The following is a 17,438-nucleotide window of genomic DNA, read 5'->3' on the forward strand; positions in this document are numbered from 1 at the left end:
CGTCTCCCGGAGCATCGGCGAGCGCGCGAATGAAACCACCGGTGTCGGCGGTTCGCTCGACCGGGCGACGGGACCCGGCGCCGGAGCGAGATCGGCCGAACCCGCCGGCGACGACCCGGGGACGAACCCGACGACCCCGAGGGACTTTTGTCGATCCGAGCGAGAGGGGGTCGCATGGCAACACACTCGAGCGGGTCGGGGACCGACCCGCGGGAGGGGGGCGACTTCGAGTACACGGGCGGGGAGGTCGAGCGCCCCGACCTCGTCGACGCGCTCGACCGCCGCGTCGACGGGGACGTTCGGTTCGACGACTACTCGCGCCGGCTGTACGCGACCGACGCCTCGGCGTACGAGGTGACGCCGATCGGCGTCGTCTTCCCGGAGTCGACCGCGGACGTGGCCGCGGTCCAGGAGTACTGTTTCGAGGAGGGGATTCCGGTGTTGCCGCGCGGCGGCGGCACCTCGCTCGCCGGCCAGACGGTGAACGAGGCGGTGGTCCTCGACTTCTCGAAGGCGATGGACTCGGTGATCGACGCCGACCCCGAGGCGGAGACCGCCCGCGTGGAGGCCGGCGCGTACGTCGGCGACCTCAACGCGGCCGTCGAGCCGCACGGCCTGAAGTTCGCGCCCGACCCCGCCTGGCGCGACAAGTCCGCGGTCGGCGGCGCGATCGGGAACAACTCCACCGGCTCGCACTCGCTGAAGTACGGCAAGACCGACCACTACGTCGAGGAGCTCGAGGTCGTGCTCGCGGACGGGACCGTCGAGACCTTCGGCGCGGAGCGCGTCGACGACCTCCGGGAGTCCGCCGACCCCGAGAGCGACGACCTCCTCCCCCGGATCCACGCGGAGATCGTCCGGATCATCGACGAGGAGGCCGACGCCGTCGACGAGCGGTTCCCGGAGATGAAACGCAACGTCTCCGGCTACAACCTCGACCGCCTGCTCGCGGAGCACCGCGGCGAGTACGGCGAGGAGGGCGTCGTCAACCTCGGCCGGCTCATGGCGGGCAGCGAAGGGACGCTCGCGACGGTGACGGAGGCGACCGTCTCGCTCGTCGAGATCCCGGAGACGAAGGCGGTGGCGCTCCTCACCTACGGCGACCTGCTGGACGCGATGGAGGACGTCGCGCCGATCCTCGAGCACGACCCCGCGGCCGTCGAGGTGATGGACGACGTGTTGCTCGAACTCGCGGCGGACACCCCGGAGTTCGCGGAGGTCGTCGGCATGCTTCCCGAGGGAACCGACTCCGTCCTCCTCGTCGAGTTCTACGCCGAGGACGACGAGGCGGGCCGGCGGAAGGTCGCGGATCTGGTCGCCGACCGCGTCGACGGCGCGGAGACCGTCGCCGAGCCGAGCCCCGGTGCCGCGGAGACGACCGCCCAGCCCCGCCGAGCGCTGGCGGCCATGGAGGCGCACGACGCCGACGAGCGTGCTCGCTTCTGGAAGATGCGCAAGTCGGGGCTTCCGATCCTGCTGTCGCGGACCTCCGACGCCAAACACATCTCCTTCATCGAGGACTGCGCGATCCCGCCGGAACACCTCCCCGAGTACACGCGGGAGTTCCAGGAGATCCTCGAGGACACGGGCACGTTCGCGACGTTCTACGCGCACGCCGGCCCGGGCGTGCTCCACGTCCGGCCGCTGATCGACACGAAGCAGGTCGACGAGGTGGAGACGATGGTCGAGATCGCCGACCGCGTGACCGACGCCGTCGTCCGGCTCGGCGGGTCCGTCTCCGGCGAACACGGCGACGGCCACGCGCGGACCCAGTGGAACCGGAAGCTGTACGGCGACGACCTCTGGGAGGCGTTCCGCGAGTTGAAGACCGCCTTCGACCCCGACTGGCTCCTCAACCCCGGGAACGTCTGCGGGGACTTCGACATGAGCGAGAACCTCCGGTTCGACCCCGACTACGAGTTCGACGCCGGCTTCGACGCCGCGATGCAGTGGGACAACGAGAACGGGATGCAGGGGATGGTCGAGCTCTGTCACGGCTGCGGCGGCTGCCGGGGGCCACAGGAGACGACCGGCGGCGTGATGTGTCCGACCTTCCGGGCCGCCGAGGAGGAGATCCAGTCGACTCGGGGACGGGCGAACATGCTCCGCGGCGCGATGAACGGGGAGCTGCCCGACGACCCGACCGAGGACGAGTTCGTGACCGAGGTGATGGACCTCTGTGTGGGCTGTAAGGGCTGTAAGGTGGACTGTCCGAGCGGCGTCGACATGGCGAAGCTGAAAGCCGAGGTCGAACACGCCCACCACGAGGAGCACGGGGCGAGCCTCAGAACCCGGCTGCTCGGGAAGTTCGAGGACCTCGCGCCGCTGGGCTCCCGGTTCGCCCCGCTCTCGAACCTCCCCGGAAAAGTCCCCGGCGCGGGGCTCGTCCTCGAGAAGACGCTCGGCATCGCGAGCGAGCGCGACCTCCCGACGTTCCGCTCGGAGAGCCTGATCGACTGGTTCGAGGCCCGCGGCGGCGCGGGCGTTTCCCCCGAAGCGGCCGACCGCGAGGTGCTGTTGTTCCCCGACGTGTACACGGCCTACACGAGCCCGAGCGCGGGGAAGGCCGCGGTTCGCGTGCTCGAGGCCGCGAACTGCCACGTGGAGATCCCGGACGTGAAGGGGAGCGGTCGGCCGCCCCACTCGAAGGGCCTGATAGCCGAGTCGCGCGCGACCGCCCGCGACACCGTCGAGACGCTCGCGCCCGACGTCGAGGCGGGCCGGGACGTGGTCGTCGTCGAGCCCACCGACGCCGTCATGCTCCAGTCGGACTACGCCGACCTGCTCGGCGGCGACGCCAGCGACGTTCCCGACGAGGACGTCGCGGCGCTCTCGGAGGCCACCTTCGGCGTGATGGAGTACGTCGACGCCCTCCGGCTCGACGAGGGGCTCGACTTCGACGCGCCCGGCGAGCGGCTCGCCTACCACGGCCACTGCCACCAGAAGGCGACGAAGAAGGATCACCACGCCGTGGGCGTGCTCCGCCGGGCCGGCTACGGCGTCGAGCCGCTCGACACCACCTGCTGTGGAATGGCCGGCTCGTTCGGCTACGAGGCCGAGCACTACTCGATGAGCAAGGCGATCGGCGAGGACCTCTTCGCGCAGGTGGACGGGAGCGACGCGGACGAGGTGGTCGCGTCCGGCGCGTCCTGTAGCACGCAGCTGAAGGAGCGCGACGACGCGGCCCCGGAGCCGCCGCACCCGGTGGAGAAGCTGGCGGCGGCGCTGGCGTAGGGGTCCACTCCCTCGGGTCCGGGACCACCGAAACACCTACAAGAATAAATTCGGAATGAATTCATATGAGCCGGACCTCCATCCCCGTCGACTCGTCCACGAAAGAGCGGTTGGATCGGTTGAAGCGTGACGACGAGACGTGGGACGAGTTCCTCGAACGGGTCACCACGCCCGAAGAAGGGATCCAAGCCGGTGCCTGGTCGGACGAGCGGGCGGATCGGGCCAAGGAGTCGATCCGGGAGTCACGAGAGAACTGGCGATGACGTTTCTGGACAGTTCGACCATCATCGAGTATCTCCGCGGGGATCCGGTCGTCATCGAGTACCTCGACGAACGGCGACCGTGGCGGACGTCGACGATCTGCGTCTTCGAGGTACTGAACGGTCCGGCCGGAGAACCGGGGTTCGATCCGGTCGAGGAACGTCGGCGGTTCGGCGGCGTCGAGGCGCTCGCGCTCAACGGCGATCTCGCGCTCGAGGCGTCACGGCTACAGCACGCGTCGGTTCGGGACGGAAGCGAACTCTCCCATCGGGACGCCATGATCGCCGCGACCGCGCGATCGACCGGGGACGAGTACGTCGTCGCGGACGCCGACTTCGAGACGGCACCCCTCGAGGACGTGATGACCGTCACGAACCTCCACGATCAAGGGTGACACGTTCGGCGGGTCTCCCCCGCGTCGGTCGTGACGTGTCCAGGAAACGTGTCCGCGATCGGCCGCTCGTCAGTGCTCCGCGTCGCTTCCGGAGACGTCTCCCTCGTCGTTCGGACCGATCCGGTCGCGGACGCGCTCGCGCCGCCGCGACAGGAGGCGCTGAACGCCCTTCCCCGGCCCGCCCTCGATCGGCCACCCCTTCGTTCGCCACGCGGGCGGCTCCGGCGAGAACTCCGGACACGAGCCCGAGCACTCCCGATCGGTGGGGCACCGACCCTTGGCCCCGCAGTGTGGAACGAGCGCCCGTCCGGCGCGTCGGAGCTCGAAGTGCCGGCAGTCGGGCCGCATCGTGTCGTGATAGGAGCGCCAGCCCTTCCCGTAGGCCCGTTCGGCTATCTCCAACCGACGGGTGACCGTCTCCGGGTCGCGGGCGTCCGGACCGCCCGGCGCGAGGTCGCTCGGGAGCCAGTCGACGGTCGCGGCGGCCGGATCGACGGCGGCCCCGCCGCTTGCGGGGTCGCCGTCCGCGAACCGCGTGGTCAAGATCCCCGCCTCCACGGGCATCTCGCGGAGGAGCGCGGGCTCGACGCGGTCGCCCGTCGCCTCCGTCGCGAGCCAGACCTCGTCCGCGAGAGCGGTCTCGACGTCGTGAGCGAGCTGGTCGGCGAGCGCGTCCGCCGCCGACCGGTCGAGGTCGGGCTTGTTCTCGATCGCGACGATCCGCTCGACCCAGTTCGGGTAGGGCCCCACGCGACGGATCTCGATCCGGTTTCCCTGCCGTCGCTTCTCGATCAGGTCCCGGCCCGCGGCGCGGTGGACCGCCCGCCGGACGTACCGCCACGGGTAGCCCGGGTCGGGAAGCGCGTCGCGGTACCACGCCCAGTCGGCGGGGGCGTCCCGGACGACGTGGAGGAGGTCGGAGTCGAGGCTCCGGTCGCCGAGGGCTCGCCGCGCGGCGAACCCCTCCGGGTCGACCTCGATCACGACGGTGTCCCAGCGCCGCCGCTGCGTGCCGAGCTGTCTGGAGACGATCGCCGGACGCGGGTCGTCGCCGGGGTACCACGTCAGCTCGGCGTACCGGCAGACGAGCAGCTCGTAGCCGAACTCGGCGTCGGGGATCACGGGCGTCGGCGTCGCCGTCGACGACGCGTTCCTCCGGGGCGAGTCGGTGCCACCGTCACGGCCGCCTCAGACGTAGTCGCCGTCGGCCTCCTCCTGGAGCTCGTCGAGGTACTCGTGAGCCTCCTCGAGTATCTCCCGAGGGCCGTCCTGGGTGATCGTGTTTATCGCCTGGTCGTAATCGCGCCACTGGAGGTCGCGGTGCTCCTTGGAGAGCTCCGCGCTCGCCTCGAAGGAGCGCGCGATGAACAGGTGGACCGTCTTGTGGATCGTCTCACCGCCGGCCTCGAACACGTAGTCGTACTCCCGACGGAAGCCGTCGATGAGGCGGAAATCGTCGATCCCGGCCTCCTCGGACACCTCCCGTATCGCCGTCTGCTGGAGCTCCTCGTCGCCTTCGATCCCGCCTTTGGGGAACTCCCAGTCCCCCGGTCGGCTCTTCAGGAGCAAGTACTCCCGTTCGCCGCGGGTATCGCGGAAGAGGATGGCTCCGGAACTGGTCGCTTCGACCGTCATTAGCCTCAGGTAAGCAACCGCCCGTAAAGAGGGTGTCGGAATTGCCGGTTCCGCGAGCCTTTCCACCGCTCTCGGTCGATCTGTGCGGTTCCGCGAGAGGCGGCCGCTCGGCGTCCCCCGGCCGTACCCGCCAGTAGATGTGTTTTTACGCCTCGGGGAACCATTCACCCACGACCCCCAGCCATGACCTTCGTCACGAAACTCTCCTTCGCCTCCGGCGACCGCGACGTGCTCGCCGAGACCGTCCAGGAGCTGAAAGACACCCTCGAGCGGAAGGGCGCGGAGTGTAAGGGCCCGCACGCCTCCCCGCCCGAGACCGTCAGCGTCCCCCAGTACAAACGCCTCCGCGCCGGCGACGAGTTCTCGCCGTGGCGCTACGACGTGTACAAGCGGTCGATGGAGATCCACGGCGCGGACGACATCGCCCGCGACGTCGTCGCCCGCGACTTCCCGGACTCGATCCACGTCGAGGTCGAGGTCGATCGGAAGAAACCGCTTGGCCACCGGCGAGACTGAGTCGCCGGTCGTCGCGGCCGGGAACCGAGTTCGACGGTCACTCGTTCCGCCGAAGGGGGCGACGCCGACCGCCACTCGACCTTTTAAGCCATCCGGCGGCCATCGGAGCGTATGAGCGTCCAAACCGACGACGAGTACAGCGAGTTCCGACGCGACCTCCACCGACACCCCGAGCCCGCGTGGTGTGAGTTCTACACCACCGCCCGGATCGTCGAGGCGCTCCGCGAGCGCGACCTCGACACGCTCCACGTCGGCCCCGACGCGCTCGCCGAGGAGGCGCGACGGAACGTCCCCGACGACGAGGAGCTTGCGAAGTGGACCGACCGCGCCCGCGAGGCCGGTGCGGACCCCGAGATCCTCGACCGGCTCGAGGGCGGCTACACCGGCTGCGTCGCGGTGGTCGAGCGCGGCGAGGGGCCGGTCGTCGGTCTCCGCGTCGACATCGACGGGCTGCCGATCCTCGAGTCCGACGAGGGCGACCACGCGCCGGTCGCCGAGGGGTTCCGCTCGGAGAACGAGGGGTACATGCACGCCTGCGGCCACGACTCGCACGCGACCATCGGGCTCGGCGTGCTCGACGCGGTCCTCGAGTCCGACTTCGCCGGCACCCTCAAGGTGTTCTTCCAGCCCGGCGAGGAGAAGATCGTCGGCGGGAAGCCGATGGCCGAGTCCGGGCTCCTCGACGACGTCGACTACTTCTACGCGGTCCACATCGGGCTCGATCACCCCTCCGGCGAGATCGTGAGCGGCATCGACGGCTTCCTCGCGGTGAACCACTTCCTCGCGGAGTTCGAGGGCGAGCCCTCCCACGCCGGCGCGCGGCCCGAACAGGGGCGGAACACGGTCCAGGCGATGGCGGCGGCGATCCAGAACCTCTACGCGATCCCGCGACACGCCGACGGCGCGACCCGCGTGAACGCCGGGCTCGTCGGCGGCGGCACGGCGACGAACATCATCCCCGAGGAGTCCCACATCGAGGGCGAGGTCCGCGGCGAGAGCACCGAGCTCGCCGACTACATGTACGACCACGCGGAGCGGGTCCTCCACTCGGCGGCGGAGATGCACGACTGCTCCGTCGACATCACCACGATGGGGGCCGCGCCGAGCGCGACGAGCGACGCCGCCCTCTCGGACGCGATCGGCGAGGTCGCCCGCGACGTCGAGGGCGTGACGAGCGTGGTCGAGAGCGCCGACCTCGGCGGCAGCGAGGACGCGACGTTCATGATGGAACGCGTCCAGGAGCGCGGCGGTCTCGCCTGCTACGTCGGCGTCGGCACCGACCACCCCGGCGGCCACCACACCTCGACGTTCGACGTCGTCGAGCGCGACATCGGCCTCGGGATCGACGTGCTCTCGCGGGCGATCCGGCACGTCGCCGAGACCCGTCCTTGAGACCGTCAAAAACTCCCGATCACGCCGGCAGGACCCTCGCCCGACGGTAGGTTTAGGCGGTCGCAGCCCGTAATACGGGGCATGGAGGCCGTCCTCTGGTACGTCCTCACCGGCACTCGAGGCGGCCCGAACCGAGTCCGGATCCTGCGGGCGATAGACGACCGTCCGCGAAACGCCAATCAGCTCGCCGAACGGCTCGATCTCGACTACACCACGGTCCGTCACCACCTCGACGTGTTGCGCGACCACGACGTGGTCGAGCGCACCGGCGACGGCTACGGCACGGTGTACTACCCGACCGAGGGGACCAGGAACCACTGGGAGGTCGTCGAGGAGATCGCGGACGCCTCGCCGGTGTGAGAGTCAGTACTTCGCGTCCGCGCCCGTCGTCTCGTAGATGCGGTCCATGATCGCGTCGCGCTCGCGCGTCCAGTTGGCCATCGCGGCGGGGCTCGTCGGATACGACTCGTAGTGGGCGAGCAGCTCGTCCGCCAGCGACTTGGTCTGGTAGAAGTTCCGGATCGTCCCCCAGTAGCCGAAGCTCTTGACCGCGGCCTTCAGCTTCAGGCCGAACGACATCGAGGTGGAGCCCTCGTACAGCGCCTCCGCGAGCTTCTCGCCCGGCAGCGACGCGAGCAGCCCCATCAGGTCGTCGACGTCGACGGCGGTCGAGAGGACGTTGTACACGTCGAGGCCGGCGTACCGCCCGCCGAAGTGGTCCATCACGCGCGTGTTGTACCGCCAGAGGTTCTCCTCGCTCACGTCGCCGTCGGAGACGGCCTTGACCGCCTGCTCTCCGGCGTACTTCCCGGCGTAGGCCGCGCCCGCGATCCCGCCGCCGGTCGTCGGATTCACGTGGCCGGCCGCGTCGCCGACGGCCATGTAGCCGGGCGCGACCGCGGAGTCGTACGGCCGCCGCGTCGGCAGCGCCGCGCCGAGCTTGTCGCGCACCTCCGCGCCCTCGAACTCCGGGCGGTCCCGGAGGTCGCGTTTCAGCGCCTCGACGAGCTTCATCGGCTCCTCGTTCATCTGGAAGCCGAGCCCCGCGTTGATCTCCGTCGCCGTCCGCGGGAAGTACCAGAGGTACCCCGCGGCGCGGTCGGTCGGCTTGAACACCAGGGCGTCGTCCCACTCGACGGGCTCCGGCACCTCGACTATCTCGCGGTAGGCCGAACAGAACTGCGAGTAGCGGACGTTCGTGTCGAAGGTCGTCCCCTCGAAGTCGGCCTTGTCCTGGAGCAGCGAGAGCGATCCCGCCCCGTCGATGACGAGGTCGGCCTCGTAGGTGGCGCGGTCCCCCCGGCGGGACGCCTCGAGCCCCGTGACGCGTCCCTCGTCGGTCTGTACCACGTCGTTGACGACGGTGTCGTAGTGGAAGTCGACGCCGGCGTCGGCGGCCGCCTCGATGATCCGCCGACCGTACTCCCAGCGGTCGATGACGGCGAGCTCGCCGGGGACGGGGATCTCGAGGACCGTGTCCTCCTTCGGGATCTCGAACCGCCCGTGGTCGACGCCGGTGTTCGTGAAGGCCGGCTCCAGTCGCTCCTTGGGGATCGCCTCCGGGAAGGCGTCCGCTCCCTTCAGGGCGTCGCCGCAGGCGATGTGGCCCGCCTCCTCCTCGTCCTTTCGCTCGAGGATGACGACGTCGAGCCCCTCGTTCGCGATCGTCGTGGCGGCGTAACAGCCGGCGGTGCCCGCGCCCGCCACGACGACGTCGTACTCGTCGATGCTCATTACCGGGTCGTCACCCGCCGCCGGCAAAACTCTTTGTTCCCGTTTCGGTCCCGAAGCCGACGACGGAATCGGCACGGAGCCGGCCGAACGGACTTAGACCGGCTACTCCTCGGTCTCGTAGTGGTCGCCCGCCGCCGCCGGGATCCGGGTGCGCCCGACCAGCGCGAGCACGACGATCACGACGACGTACGGGATCGTCTGGACCAGCGTGTCCGGGATCGCGTACCCGAGCTGTTGGAGCCGGATCTGGGTCGCGTCGAGCCCCGCGAACAGCACGCCGGCCCCGAGCGTCCCGAGCGGGTTGTAGTTGCCGAACAGGTACGCCACGATGGCGATGAACCCCTTCCCCTGGACCATCGTCTCGCCCGAGCCGACGAACTGGCCGATCGAGAGCGCGAGCGCCGACCCGCCGACGCCGGAGAGGACGCCCGACAGCAACACCCCCGCGTACCGCACCCGCGAGACCGAGACGCCCACCGTGTCGAGCGCCTTCGGGTTTTCGCCGGAGGCCCGGAGGTGTTTGCCGAACGCGGTGCGGTTCAGCGTCCACCAGGAGGCGGCCGTCGCGACGACGACCATCGCCGCGGAGTAGCGCCACCCGACGCTCGCGCCGAGGTTCGGCGTGTTGACGCCGCCGAAGAAGACGGTCGACATGAACGGCGCGAGCCCCAAGGCGATCAGCCACACCGCCAGCCCGGCGATGATCTGGTCCGCCTTGAACTCGATACAGACCACGGCGAAGACCCCGGCGAGCAGCGTCGAGGCGACGATCCCGGCGAGGAATCCGACCCAGATCGCGGGGACGCCGAGGAGCGCGTTCCCGGAGCCGATCACCGACGCGATGTAGACCGAGGCGAACGCCGAGATGATCAACAGCCCCTCGAGGCCGATGTTGATGACCCCGCTCTTCTCGGCGAAGATGCCGCCGAGCCCGGCGAGGACGATGGGTGCCGCGAGCCGCGCCGTCGACGCGGCGGTCCCCGTCGAGAAGACGATGCCCGCCAGGTCGCCGGCGATCGAGTCGGGGAACGCGACGCCGAGCAGGCCCAGCGCTCCCAGCGTTCCGACGACGCCCACGACGAGGGACCGCACGTAGTCGTCGTCGATCAGGGCGTCGAGTATCGGCACGGGGACGTCCGCGAGCGGGTTACGCATCCGCCTCACCTCCCTCGGTCGCCGCGACGGCTGCGCCGGTCGCCCCGTCGTCGCCCCCGTCGGCGTCGTCCGCGTTCGCCTCCGACCCGCCCGATCCTCCCGGTCCGCCCGAACGCAGCCCGGCGTATCGTCCGGCCATCCGGAAGAACTCCGGCATGGCCACGAAGAGGATGATGAGCCCGCGTAACACCCCGACGAGCTCCGTCGGAACGTCGGTCCGGAACCCGATCTCGAGCGCCCCGCCCTTCAGGATGCCGAACAGGAACGCGGCGGGCAACACGCCGAGCGGGTTGTTCCCGGCCAGGATCGAGACGGTGATCCCGTCGAACCCGAGATCGGGGACGGACGCGATCCACCGTCCCTCCGACATCAGCACCCACACCGCGCCGCCGACGCCGCCCAGCGCGCCCGAGAGCGTCATCGCCCGCACGGTCGTCAGCTTCGCGTTCACGCCGCCGTACTCCGCGGCGGCCGCCTGGACCCCGCTCGTCCGCAGGTCGTAGCCGAACGACGTGTGTTCGACGAGGTAGTAGAGCGCGCCGATGAATCCGACCCCGACGGCCAGCGCGAGCAGGGCGAAGTCGCTGGACCCCGGGAACAGCCAGGACGAGAACTGCGCGTGCTCGGGGACGTACCGCGTCGCGACGACGGAGGAGCCCTCGGCGCGGAACACCTCCAACACCAGCACGTACGCGACGTTCGCGGCGACGAAGTTGAGCATGATCGTCGTGATCACCTCGTTGGCGTCGGCGTACGCCTTCAACGCGCCGGGTATCGCGCCCCAGAGGCCGCCGCCGACCGCGCCCGCGAAGGTGCCGACGGCGACGAGGACGACCCCGGAGACCGGGCCGGCGGGGAGCAGCGGCGCGAGCGCGAGCACCGTCAGCGCGGTCGCGAGCGCGCCGACGACGAGCTGCCCCTGCGTCCCGATGTTGAACAGGCCCGCGCGGAACGCGACCGCGACCGAGAGCCCGGTGAATATCAAAAGCGTCGTCTCCGAGAGCGTGAGCCCGAACGAGAGGTTGAACGGGGTCCACCCCGGGTTGAAGACGCCCGGCTCGCCGATCGCGAGCGGGTAGCCGAGCGCCCCGTTGAACAGCACGGCGTACACCTGGAACGGGTCATAACAGAACCCGAGCCCGGTGACCGGCATCGTCCAGGCGGCGGCGCTACACTCCGCGATCCGTCCGGAGACGAGCACGATGACGAAGCCGACGGCGATCGACAACAGGATCGCCGCGAGGCTGATGAGGACCCGCTCGGCGACGGTGCGGTCGACGAAGGGCTCGAGCACGCGGCGGACGGGCCCCGGGAGCCGCCCGCCGTCGCGTCGGCTCACGCGTCCACCCCCTCGTCCGCGGCGGGGTCACGGTCGAGAGCCCCGTCGTCGCCGTCTTCCCCGGATCCGTCGCCAGTCCCGCCGAGGTCGTCGCCGCTCCCGGCGAGCCCGTCGTCGACCGTGTCGTGGATCGCCGCGCCCGAGACGCTCCCGTCGTCGAGCGTCTCGCCGGCCATCAGCAGGCCGATCTCCTCTTCGGTCACCGTGGCGGGGTCGACGACGCCGGTGAACTCCCCCTCGTGGATCACGGCGAGCCGGTCGGAGAGCCCCTGGACCTCGTCGAGCTTCGAGGAGACGAGCAGTATCGCCTTCCCCTCGGCGCGCAGCTCGAGCAGCCGGTCGTGGAGGAACTCCGTGGAGCCGATGTCGACGCCGCGGGTCGGGTGGGTCGCGACGACCAGGTCCGGGTCGCGCTCGAACTCCCGGCCGACGATGAACTTCTGTTGGTTCCCCCCCGAGAAGGACTCCGCGTCCGCGTCGGGATTCGGCGGCCGAACGTCGTACGCCTCGATCACCGACTCGGCGTGTTCGGCCGACGCCTCCCAGTCGATCCGCCCTCCCGACGCGAACGGCGGGTCGTGTTGGCTCCCCAGGATGCCGTTCTGTACGAGGTCGTAGGACATCACCAGCCCCCGCTCGTGGCGGTCCTCGGGGACGAACGCCATCCCGCGGTCGATGTGTTCCCGGCGGGTCGCGCCAGCCATCGACTCGCCGAGGTACTCGACGGAGCCCGAGGACGGCTCGCGCATCCCGGTGATCGCCTCGACCAGCTGGAGCTGGCCGTTGCCGTCGACGCCCGCGATCCCGAGCACCTCGCCCTCGCGAAGCTCGAAGGAGATCCCCGAGACGGCCTCGACCCCCCGGTCGTCCTCGACGTGGAGGTCCGTCACCTCGAGCACGCGGTCGCCGGGCTCCCGCGGCGTCGTCGCCGGCTCCATCAGCACCTCGCGGCCGACCATCATCTCCGCGAGCTCCTCGCGGGTCACGTCCCCGGCGGCGACGGTGCCGACGTTGACGCCGTCGCGGAGGACCGTGATCTCGTCGGCGGCCGACAGCGCCTCGCCGAGCTTGTGCGAGATGAAGATTATCGTCTTCCCCTGCTCCGTCAGCTCCTCGAAGACGTCGTACAGCTCCTCGACCTCCTGGGGAGTCAACACCGCGGTCGGCTCGTCCATGATCAGGACCTCCGCGCCGCGGTACAGCGCCTTCAGGATCTCGACGCGCTGTTGTACCCCGACCGACACGTCCTCGATCCGGGCGTCGGGGTCGACGTCGAAGCCGTAGCGCTCGCTCAGTTCGACCACCGCCTCGCGGGCCGCCGCCTCGTCGACGCGGAGCCCGCCCCACGTCCGCGGCTCGTTTCCTAAGACGACGTTCTCCCACACCGTCATCGGGTCGACGAGCATGAAGTGCTGGTGGATCATGCCGATCCCGGCGTCGATCGCGTCGCGCGGGGACGCGAACGAGCGGGGCTCGCCGTCGACGACGACCCGTCCCTCGGTCGGCCGGTAGAGCCCGTACAGCACGTTCATCAGCGTCGTCTTGCCGGCCCCGTTCTCGCCGAGGAGGGCGTGGACGCTGCCCCGCTCTATCGCGAGGTCCACGTCGTCGTTGGCGACGACCCCGGGGAACCGCTTCGTGATACCGTCAAGGTGGACCGCCGGGTTCATTCACCCGTAACTCCGTGTGCGAGGCAAAAAGACCGCGGGTTCGTCGTCGAAGCGGTCGCGCGTCGTTGACGCGTGCGGTCCGGTCGTCGATACGTACGATCCGGGTCGCCGCCAGGCGTACCGTTATCTCCCCGGCATCTCTGGTGACCGTATGGTCTCACGGTTCTGGCGGATCGTGACGGCCGTGACGGTCTGGCACGTCGCCGCCAGCGTCTGCTACTACGCGGTGTACGCCGGGACGCCGATCGCTCGGGACGCGTTCGACCTGACGGGCCTGGAGGTCGGCATCGTCATCGCCGCGCTCACGCTCGGCTACGCCGTCTCGCTTTTGCCGTTCGGGGTCGCGACCGACCGCTTCGGCGAGCGGCGCACGCTGACCGTCGGGCTGGTCGGCCTCTCCGCCGGCGCGCTCGGCGTCGCGGTCGCGCCGACGTACCCACTCTTCCTCCTCGCCGCGTTCCTCCTCGGGTCGATGTACGGGAGCGCGACGCCGGGGACGAACAAGGCGATCTTCGACCGGATCGAGCCGGGCAGCCAGCACCGCGCGATCGGGATCAAACAGGTCGGCCCGACCGTCGGGAGCGCGGTCGGCGCGCTCCTCGTGACCGGGACCGCCGGCCTCGTCTTCCCGCGGTTCGGCTTCCTGCTCGCCGCCGCGGTCGGGTTCGTCGTCGCCGGGGGCTTCTGGACGACGTACCGCCGTGCGAGTCCGAGCGAGGCCACGTCGCCCGACTTCCGCGCGCTGTCGTCGAACCCGGCGTACCTCGTCCTGCTGCTCTCGGGGGTGTGTCTGGGGTCCGCGTTCTACACGACGACCGGCTACGTCACCCTCTTCGTCGGCGAGTCCGTCGGCGCGTCGGTCGCGGTCGCCGGCGCGGTCCTCGCGTCCACGCAGGTCGCGAGCAGCGCCGGGAAGGTGGCGGTGGGGTCGCTCGCGGACGCCCTTCCCGGGCCGGCCCGGACGCGAACGGGCGGGATCCTCGTCGTCCAGGCGGCCGGCGGCGGGGTCCTCTACTTCCTCCTCCCGGCGACGGGGTCCGTCCTCGCCGCCAGCGTCATCTTCGCCGGGATCGGGGCGCTCGTCATGGGTTCGACCGGCCTCTACTACTCGTGTCTCTCAACGCTCGTCGAGGAGGAGAAGCTGGGGGCCGCCTCGGCCGCCGGACAGCTCGCGGTCACCGCCAGCGGGCTGTTCGCGCCGCCCGCCTTCGGCTACCTCGTCGACGTCAGCGGGTACGCGGCCGCGTGGTCCCTTCTGGGCGTCCTCTCGCTCGCGGGGGCCGGGCTCGCGTCACTCGTCGTCGCCGACGCCGTGTGAGCGGTTCCGCCGCCGGGACGGGGTCGTCGCCGGGACGAAGTCGTCGCGGCCGGATCAGGTGTCGCCGGTCTCCGTCGGTACGTCGATGTCGCCGGCGATGATCGCATCGCGGGCGTCGGAGACCGCGGTCACGATCTCGTCGGGAACCTGGCCGCCGATCTCGTCGCCGTAGACGCACTCGACGCCGTTGGATTCGAGCCCGAGTGCGATCGACTCGCCGCCTCGGTGCTCGCCGTCGATGACGTTCGAGACGGACTCGTAGACGGCGGTGTCGACGCGTTTCACCATCGACGCGACGATCACGTCGGAGAACTCCGGCTCGGTGATCGACTGGTCGAGGTCGACCCCGAAGGCGAACCGACCCTCCTCCTGGGCCGCCTGGAACACCCCGACGCCGGTCGCGCCCGAGGCGTGGTAGACGATGTCCGCGCCGCTCTGGTACATCGAGAGCGCCGCCTCCTGGCCGCCCGAGGGGTCGGCGTAGCTGCCGACGTAGCTCGTGGTGACGTCGACGTCGTCGGCCGCGTAGTCGACGCCCGCCTCGAAGCCGGCCTGGAACCGGCGGATGACCGGGCTGTCGACCCCGCCGACGAAGCCGAGGTTCGTCGAGTCGGGGTCGGTCGAGCCGGCGCCGGCCGAGAAGTCGGTCTCGGTCAGGCGCGCGGCGAGCACGCCCATCAGGAACGAGCCCTCGTGCTCGCGGAAGACGTAGCTCGCGACGTTGTCCTCCTCGACCACGGAGTCGACGAGCATGAAGTCCTGGTCGGGGAACTCCGGCGCGTTCTCCGCGAGCGCGTCGGTCTGGTTGAAGCCGATACACGACACCAGGTCGTAGTCGGGGTCCGTCGAGCTGGCGTAGCGCTGCTGGAAGTCGCCGAACTCGCCGGTCCCCTCGGGCTGGGACTCGTCGTACGCGATGCCGAACTCCTCTTCGGCCTGGAGAAGCCCCTGCTGGGCCGCGTCGTTGAACGAGTTGTCTCCGAGCCCACCGTCGGAGTAGACGATGCCCACGGTCGCCGGGACGTCGTCGGAGCCGCCGTCACCGGAGCCGTCGCCTCCCGATCCGTCCCCGCCCGGTCCGCCGCTACAGCCCGCGAGGCCGACGAGGCCCGCCGCGCTCGCCGCTTTCAGGAACCGCCGCCGTTCGATGTCGGATGCCATATCGTGTAGGAACCCGTGCGAACGCGGCATAAACGCGTCGCTCTCGGCGGCAGAGCCGACTCTCCGCGGGATCGAGGGCGCTCCGTCGCCGCGGTCCTCAGTTCTCGACGTCGGCGACGGCCGCCTCGACGACCTCCCGAACCGCCTCGACCAGGTCGTCGACGTCGTCGCTCTCGGCGTACACCCTGACGTACGGCTCGGTTCCGGAGGGACGGACGAGCGTCCACGACGCGTCGGGGAACTCCAGGCGGACCCCGTGGTCGGTGTCGACGGTCGCGTTCTCGAAGGCCGACGGGAGCCGCTCGGTCAGCCGCTCCATGGCCCGCTCCTTGCGCCCGTCCGGGCAGTCGACGCTGACCTTCCGGTACGGCCGCTCCGTGACCGGCTCGCGGAGCGACTCCAGCCCCTCGCTCGCGACGAGTTCGGCGATCACGGCCGCCGAGCAGACGCCGTCGATCCAGCCGCCGAAGGCCGTGTGGACGTGCTTCCACGGCTCCGCGGCGAAGACGACCTCGGCGTCGTCCCCCGTCTCCTCGTCGGCCGCCGAGGGCGCCTCCTCCCGTGCCGCCCGTCCCGCCTCCTCCCGCACCGCCGCGATCCCCTCGTGGAGCGCCCCGAGCCGGACGCGCTCGACGCGGCCGCCGGCCGCGCGGACGCGCTCGTCGATCCGGCCGGAGGCGTTCGGGGTCGTCACCACCACCGGATCGGCGGCGTCGCTCGCCCGGACGTATCGCTCGGCGAGGATCGCCAGGACGGTGTCCTCGTGGACGACCTCTCCCTCGGCGTCGACGACGACGATCCGGTCCGCGTCGCCGTCGTGGCCGATCCCGAAGGCGAACCCGTCGCCGTCGCGTCCCGGCTCGTCGACGCCTTCGTTCGCGTCGGCCACGAACGCCCGGAGGTCGCGAAGCGTCTCCGGCGTGGGCTTGCTCCCGCGGCCGGGGAAGTGGCCGTCGACGTTCCCGTTGAGCGTGACCGCCGTCGCGCCGAGCTCGCGGAGGACGGTCGGGGTCGCCGGGGCGGCCATCCCGTTGCCGCAGTCGACCGCGATCCGGAGACCCTCGAGAGGAGAGTCGGTCCCGTCGCCGGCGACCGCGAACTCCGCCGCGTACTCGCCGACGTCGTCGAGGTAGTCGTGGAGGGTGTCGATCCGGTCGGGCTCCGTCCACGCGTCCCACGCCGCGGGCGGCTCCTCGGCCTCGACGCGCGCCTCGATCGCCCGCTCCAGGTCGCGGTCGAACTCGACGCCGTCGCGGAAGAGCTTGATCCCGTTGTCCGACGGGGGGTTGTGCGAGGCGGTGAGCATGACGCCGTAGCGCCCCCGCGAGGCGTGTGCCAACGCCGGCGTCGGGAGCCGCCCCGCCCGCGAGACCGTCGCGCCGCCGGAGGCGAGCCCGGCCTCCGCCGCGGCCGCGATCGCCGGTCCGCTCACCCGACCGTCGCGAGCGAGGACGACCTCCGGAGCCACCTCGTCGCCCGCGTCACCCGCGCCAGCCTCCAGTTCCCGCGCCTCCGCCGCCACCGCGCGACCGACCGCGAGCGCGAGCTCCGGCGTCACCCGCTCCTCGACGCGGCCGCGAACCCCCGCGGTTCCGAACAGTTCCATGTCGACCCGATCGCCCGCCGGTC

General features: G+C 70.8%; 15 protein-coding genes. 7 read left to right on the forward strand and 8 right to left on the reverse strand.

Annotation, left to right across the window (positions count from 1 at the left end; genetic code table 11):
• Positions 1 to 174: 174 nt before the first annotated feature.
• From AXA68_RS10610 to AXA68_RS10620, 3 genes are all read left to right on the forward strand, one after another.
• Complete coding sequence (locus AXA68_RS10610; protein WP_066416369.1) at positions 175 to 3,234, forward strand: FAD-binding and (Fe-S)-binding domain-containing protein; 3,060 nt, start codon at positions 175 to 177, stop codon at positions 3,232 to 3,234.
• Between the two features lie 65 nt (positions 3,235 to 3,299).
• Positions 3,300 to 3,497, forward strand: coding sequence for a DUF7557 family protein (locus tag AXA68_RS10615; protein WP_066416370.1), 198 nt, complete (start codon positions 3,300 to 3,302; stop codon positions 3,495 to 3,497).
• Positions 3,494 to 3,889, forward strand: coding sequence for a PIN domain-containing protein (locus tag AXA68_RS10620; protein ID WP_066416373.1), 396 nt, complete (start codon positions 3,494 to 3,496; stop codon positions 3,887 to 3,889). Before AXA68_RS10615 ends, AXA68_RS10620 begins: the two co-directional genes overlap by 4 nt.
• A 69-nt stretch (positions 3,890 to 3,958) precedes the next feature.
• Here AXA68_RS10620 and AXA68_RS10625 read toward each other — a convergent pair whose 3' ends face one another.
• On the reverse strand, positions 3,959 to 5,011 hold the full coding sequence (locus AXA68_RS10625) for a DUF5787 family protein (protein WP_066416376.1): 1,053 nt from the start codon (positions 5,009 to 5,011) through the stop codon (positions 3,959 to 3,961).
• Between the two features lie 66 nt (positions 5,012 to 5,077).
• Positions 5,078 to 5,524 carry a bis(5'-nucleosyl)-tetraphosphatase gene (locus AXA68_RS10630; protein ID WP_066416377.1) on the reverse strand — a complete coding sequence of 149 codons (447 nt, stop codon included), beginning with the start codon at positions 5,522 to 5,524 and terminating at the stop codon, positions 5,078 to 5,080.
• A gap of 183 nt (positions 5,525 to 5,707) precedes the next feature.
• On the opposite strand from AXA68_RS10630, the gene AXA68_RS10635 reads away from it, so the two are divergent.
• From AXA68_RS10635 to AXA68_RS10645, 3 genes are all read left to right on the forward strand, one after another.
• On the forward strand, positions 5,708 to 6,040 hold the full coding sequence (locus AXA68_RS10635; protein ID WP_066416378.1) for an uS10/mL48 family ribosomal protein: 333 nt from the start codon (positions 5,708 to 5,710) through the stop codon (positions 6,038 to 6,040).
• A gap of 111 nt (positions 6,041 to 6,151) precedes the next feature.
• Positions 6,152 to 7,432: an amidohydrolase gene (locus AXA68_RS10640; protein ID WP_066416379.1), complete on the forward strand. Its 1,281-nt coding sequence runs from the start codon at positions 6,152 to 6,154 to the stop codon at positions 7,430 to 7,432.
• An 81-nt stretch (positions 7,433 to 7,513) separates the two neighbouring features.
• The gene (locus AXA68_RS10645) at positions 7,514 to 7,792 is read left to right on the forward strand and encodes a winged helix-turn-helix domain-containing protein (RefSeq protein ID WP_066416380.1); all 279 of its coding nucleotides are present in this window, start codon (positions 7,514 to 7,516) and stop codon (positions 7,790 to 7,792) included.
• 3 nt (positions 7,793 to 7,795) lie between these two features.
• Here AXA68_RS10645 and AXA68_RS10650 read toward each other — a convergent pair whose 3' ends face one another.
• The 4 genes from AXA68_RS10650 to AXA68_RS10665 form a co-directional block, all read right to left on the reverse strand.
• Entirely contained in the window at positions 7,796 to 9,166 is a 1,371-nt protein-coding gene (locus AXA68_RS10650; protein WP_066416383.1) for a geranylgeranyl reductase family protein, read from the reverse strand.
• A gap of 102 nt (positions 9,167 to 9,268) precedes the next feature.
• Positions 9,269 to 10,321, reverse strand: coding sequence for an ABC transporter permease (locus AXA68_RS10655; RefSeq protein WP_066416385.1), 1,053 nt, complete (start codon positions 10,319 to 10,321; stop codon positions 9,269 to 9,271).
• Positions 10,314 to 11,660 (reverse strand): ABC transporter permease, encoded by a 1,347-nt coding sequence (locus tag AXA68_RS10660; RefSeq protein ID WP_066416387.1) that lies wholly within the window; start codon positions 11,658 to 11,660, stop codon positions 10,314 to 10,316. Before AXA68_RS10660 ends, AXA68_RS10655 begins: the two co-directional genes overlap by 8 nt.
• The gene (locus AXA68_RS10665; protein ID WP_066416388.1) at positions 11,657 to 13,330 is read right to left on the reverse strand and encodes an ABC transporter ATP-binding protein; all 1,674 of its coding nucleotides are present in this window, start codon (positions 13,328 to 13,330) and stop codon (positions 11,657 to 11,659) included. Before AXA68_RS10665 ends, AXA68_RS10660 begins: the two co-directional genes overlap by 4 nt.
• A gap of 151 nt (positions 13,331 to 13,481) precedes the next feature.
• On the opposite strand from AXA68_RS10665, the gene AXA68_RS10670 reads away from it, so the two are divergent.
• Positions 13,482 to 14,648 carry an MFS transporter gene (locus AXA68_RS10670; protein WP_066416390.1) on the forward strand — a complete coding sequence of 389 codons (1,167 nt, stop codon included), beginning with the start codon at positions 13,482 to 13,484 and terminating at the stop codon, positions 14,646 to 14,648.
• A gap of 54 nt (positions 14,649 to 14,702) precedes the next feature.
• On the opposite strand, the gene AXA68_RS10675 is transcribed toward AXA68_RS10670, so the two are convergent.
• Both AXA68_RS10675 and AXA68_RS10680 read right to left on the reverse strand, forming a co-directional pair.
• Entirely contained in the window at positions 14,703 to 15,809 is a 1,107-nt protein-coding gene (locus AXA68_RS10675; protein ID WP_066416395.1) for a BMP family lipoprotein, read from the reverse strand.
• 97 nt (positions 15,810 to 15,906) lie between these two features.
• Positions 15,907 to 17,415 carry a phosphomannomutase gene (locus AXA68_RS10680; RefSeq protein WP_066416397.1) on the reverse strand — a complete coding sequence of 503 codons (1,509 nt, stop codon included), beginning with the start codon at positions 17,413 to 17,415 and terminating at the stop codon, positions 15,907 to 15,909.
• Between the last annotated feature and the right edge of the window lie 23 nt (positions 17,416 to 17,438).

Source organism: Halorubrum aethiopicum (assembly GCF_001542905.1).
GTDB lineage: Archaea > Halobacteriota > Halobacteria > Halobacteriales > Haloferacaceae > Halorubrum > Halorubrum aethiopicum.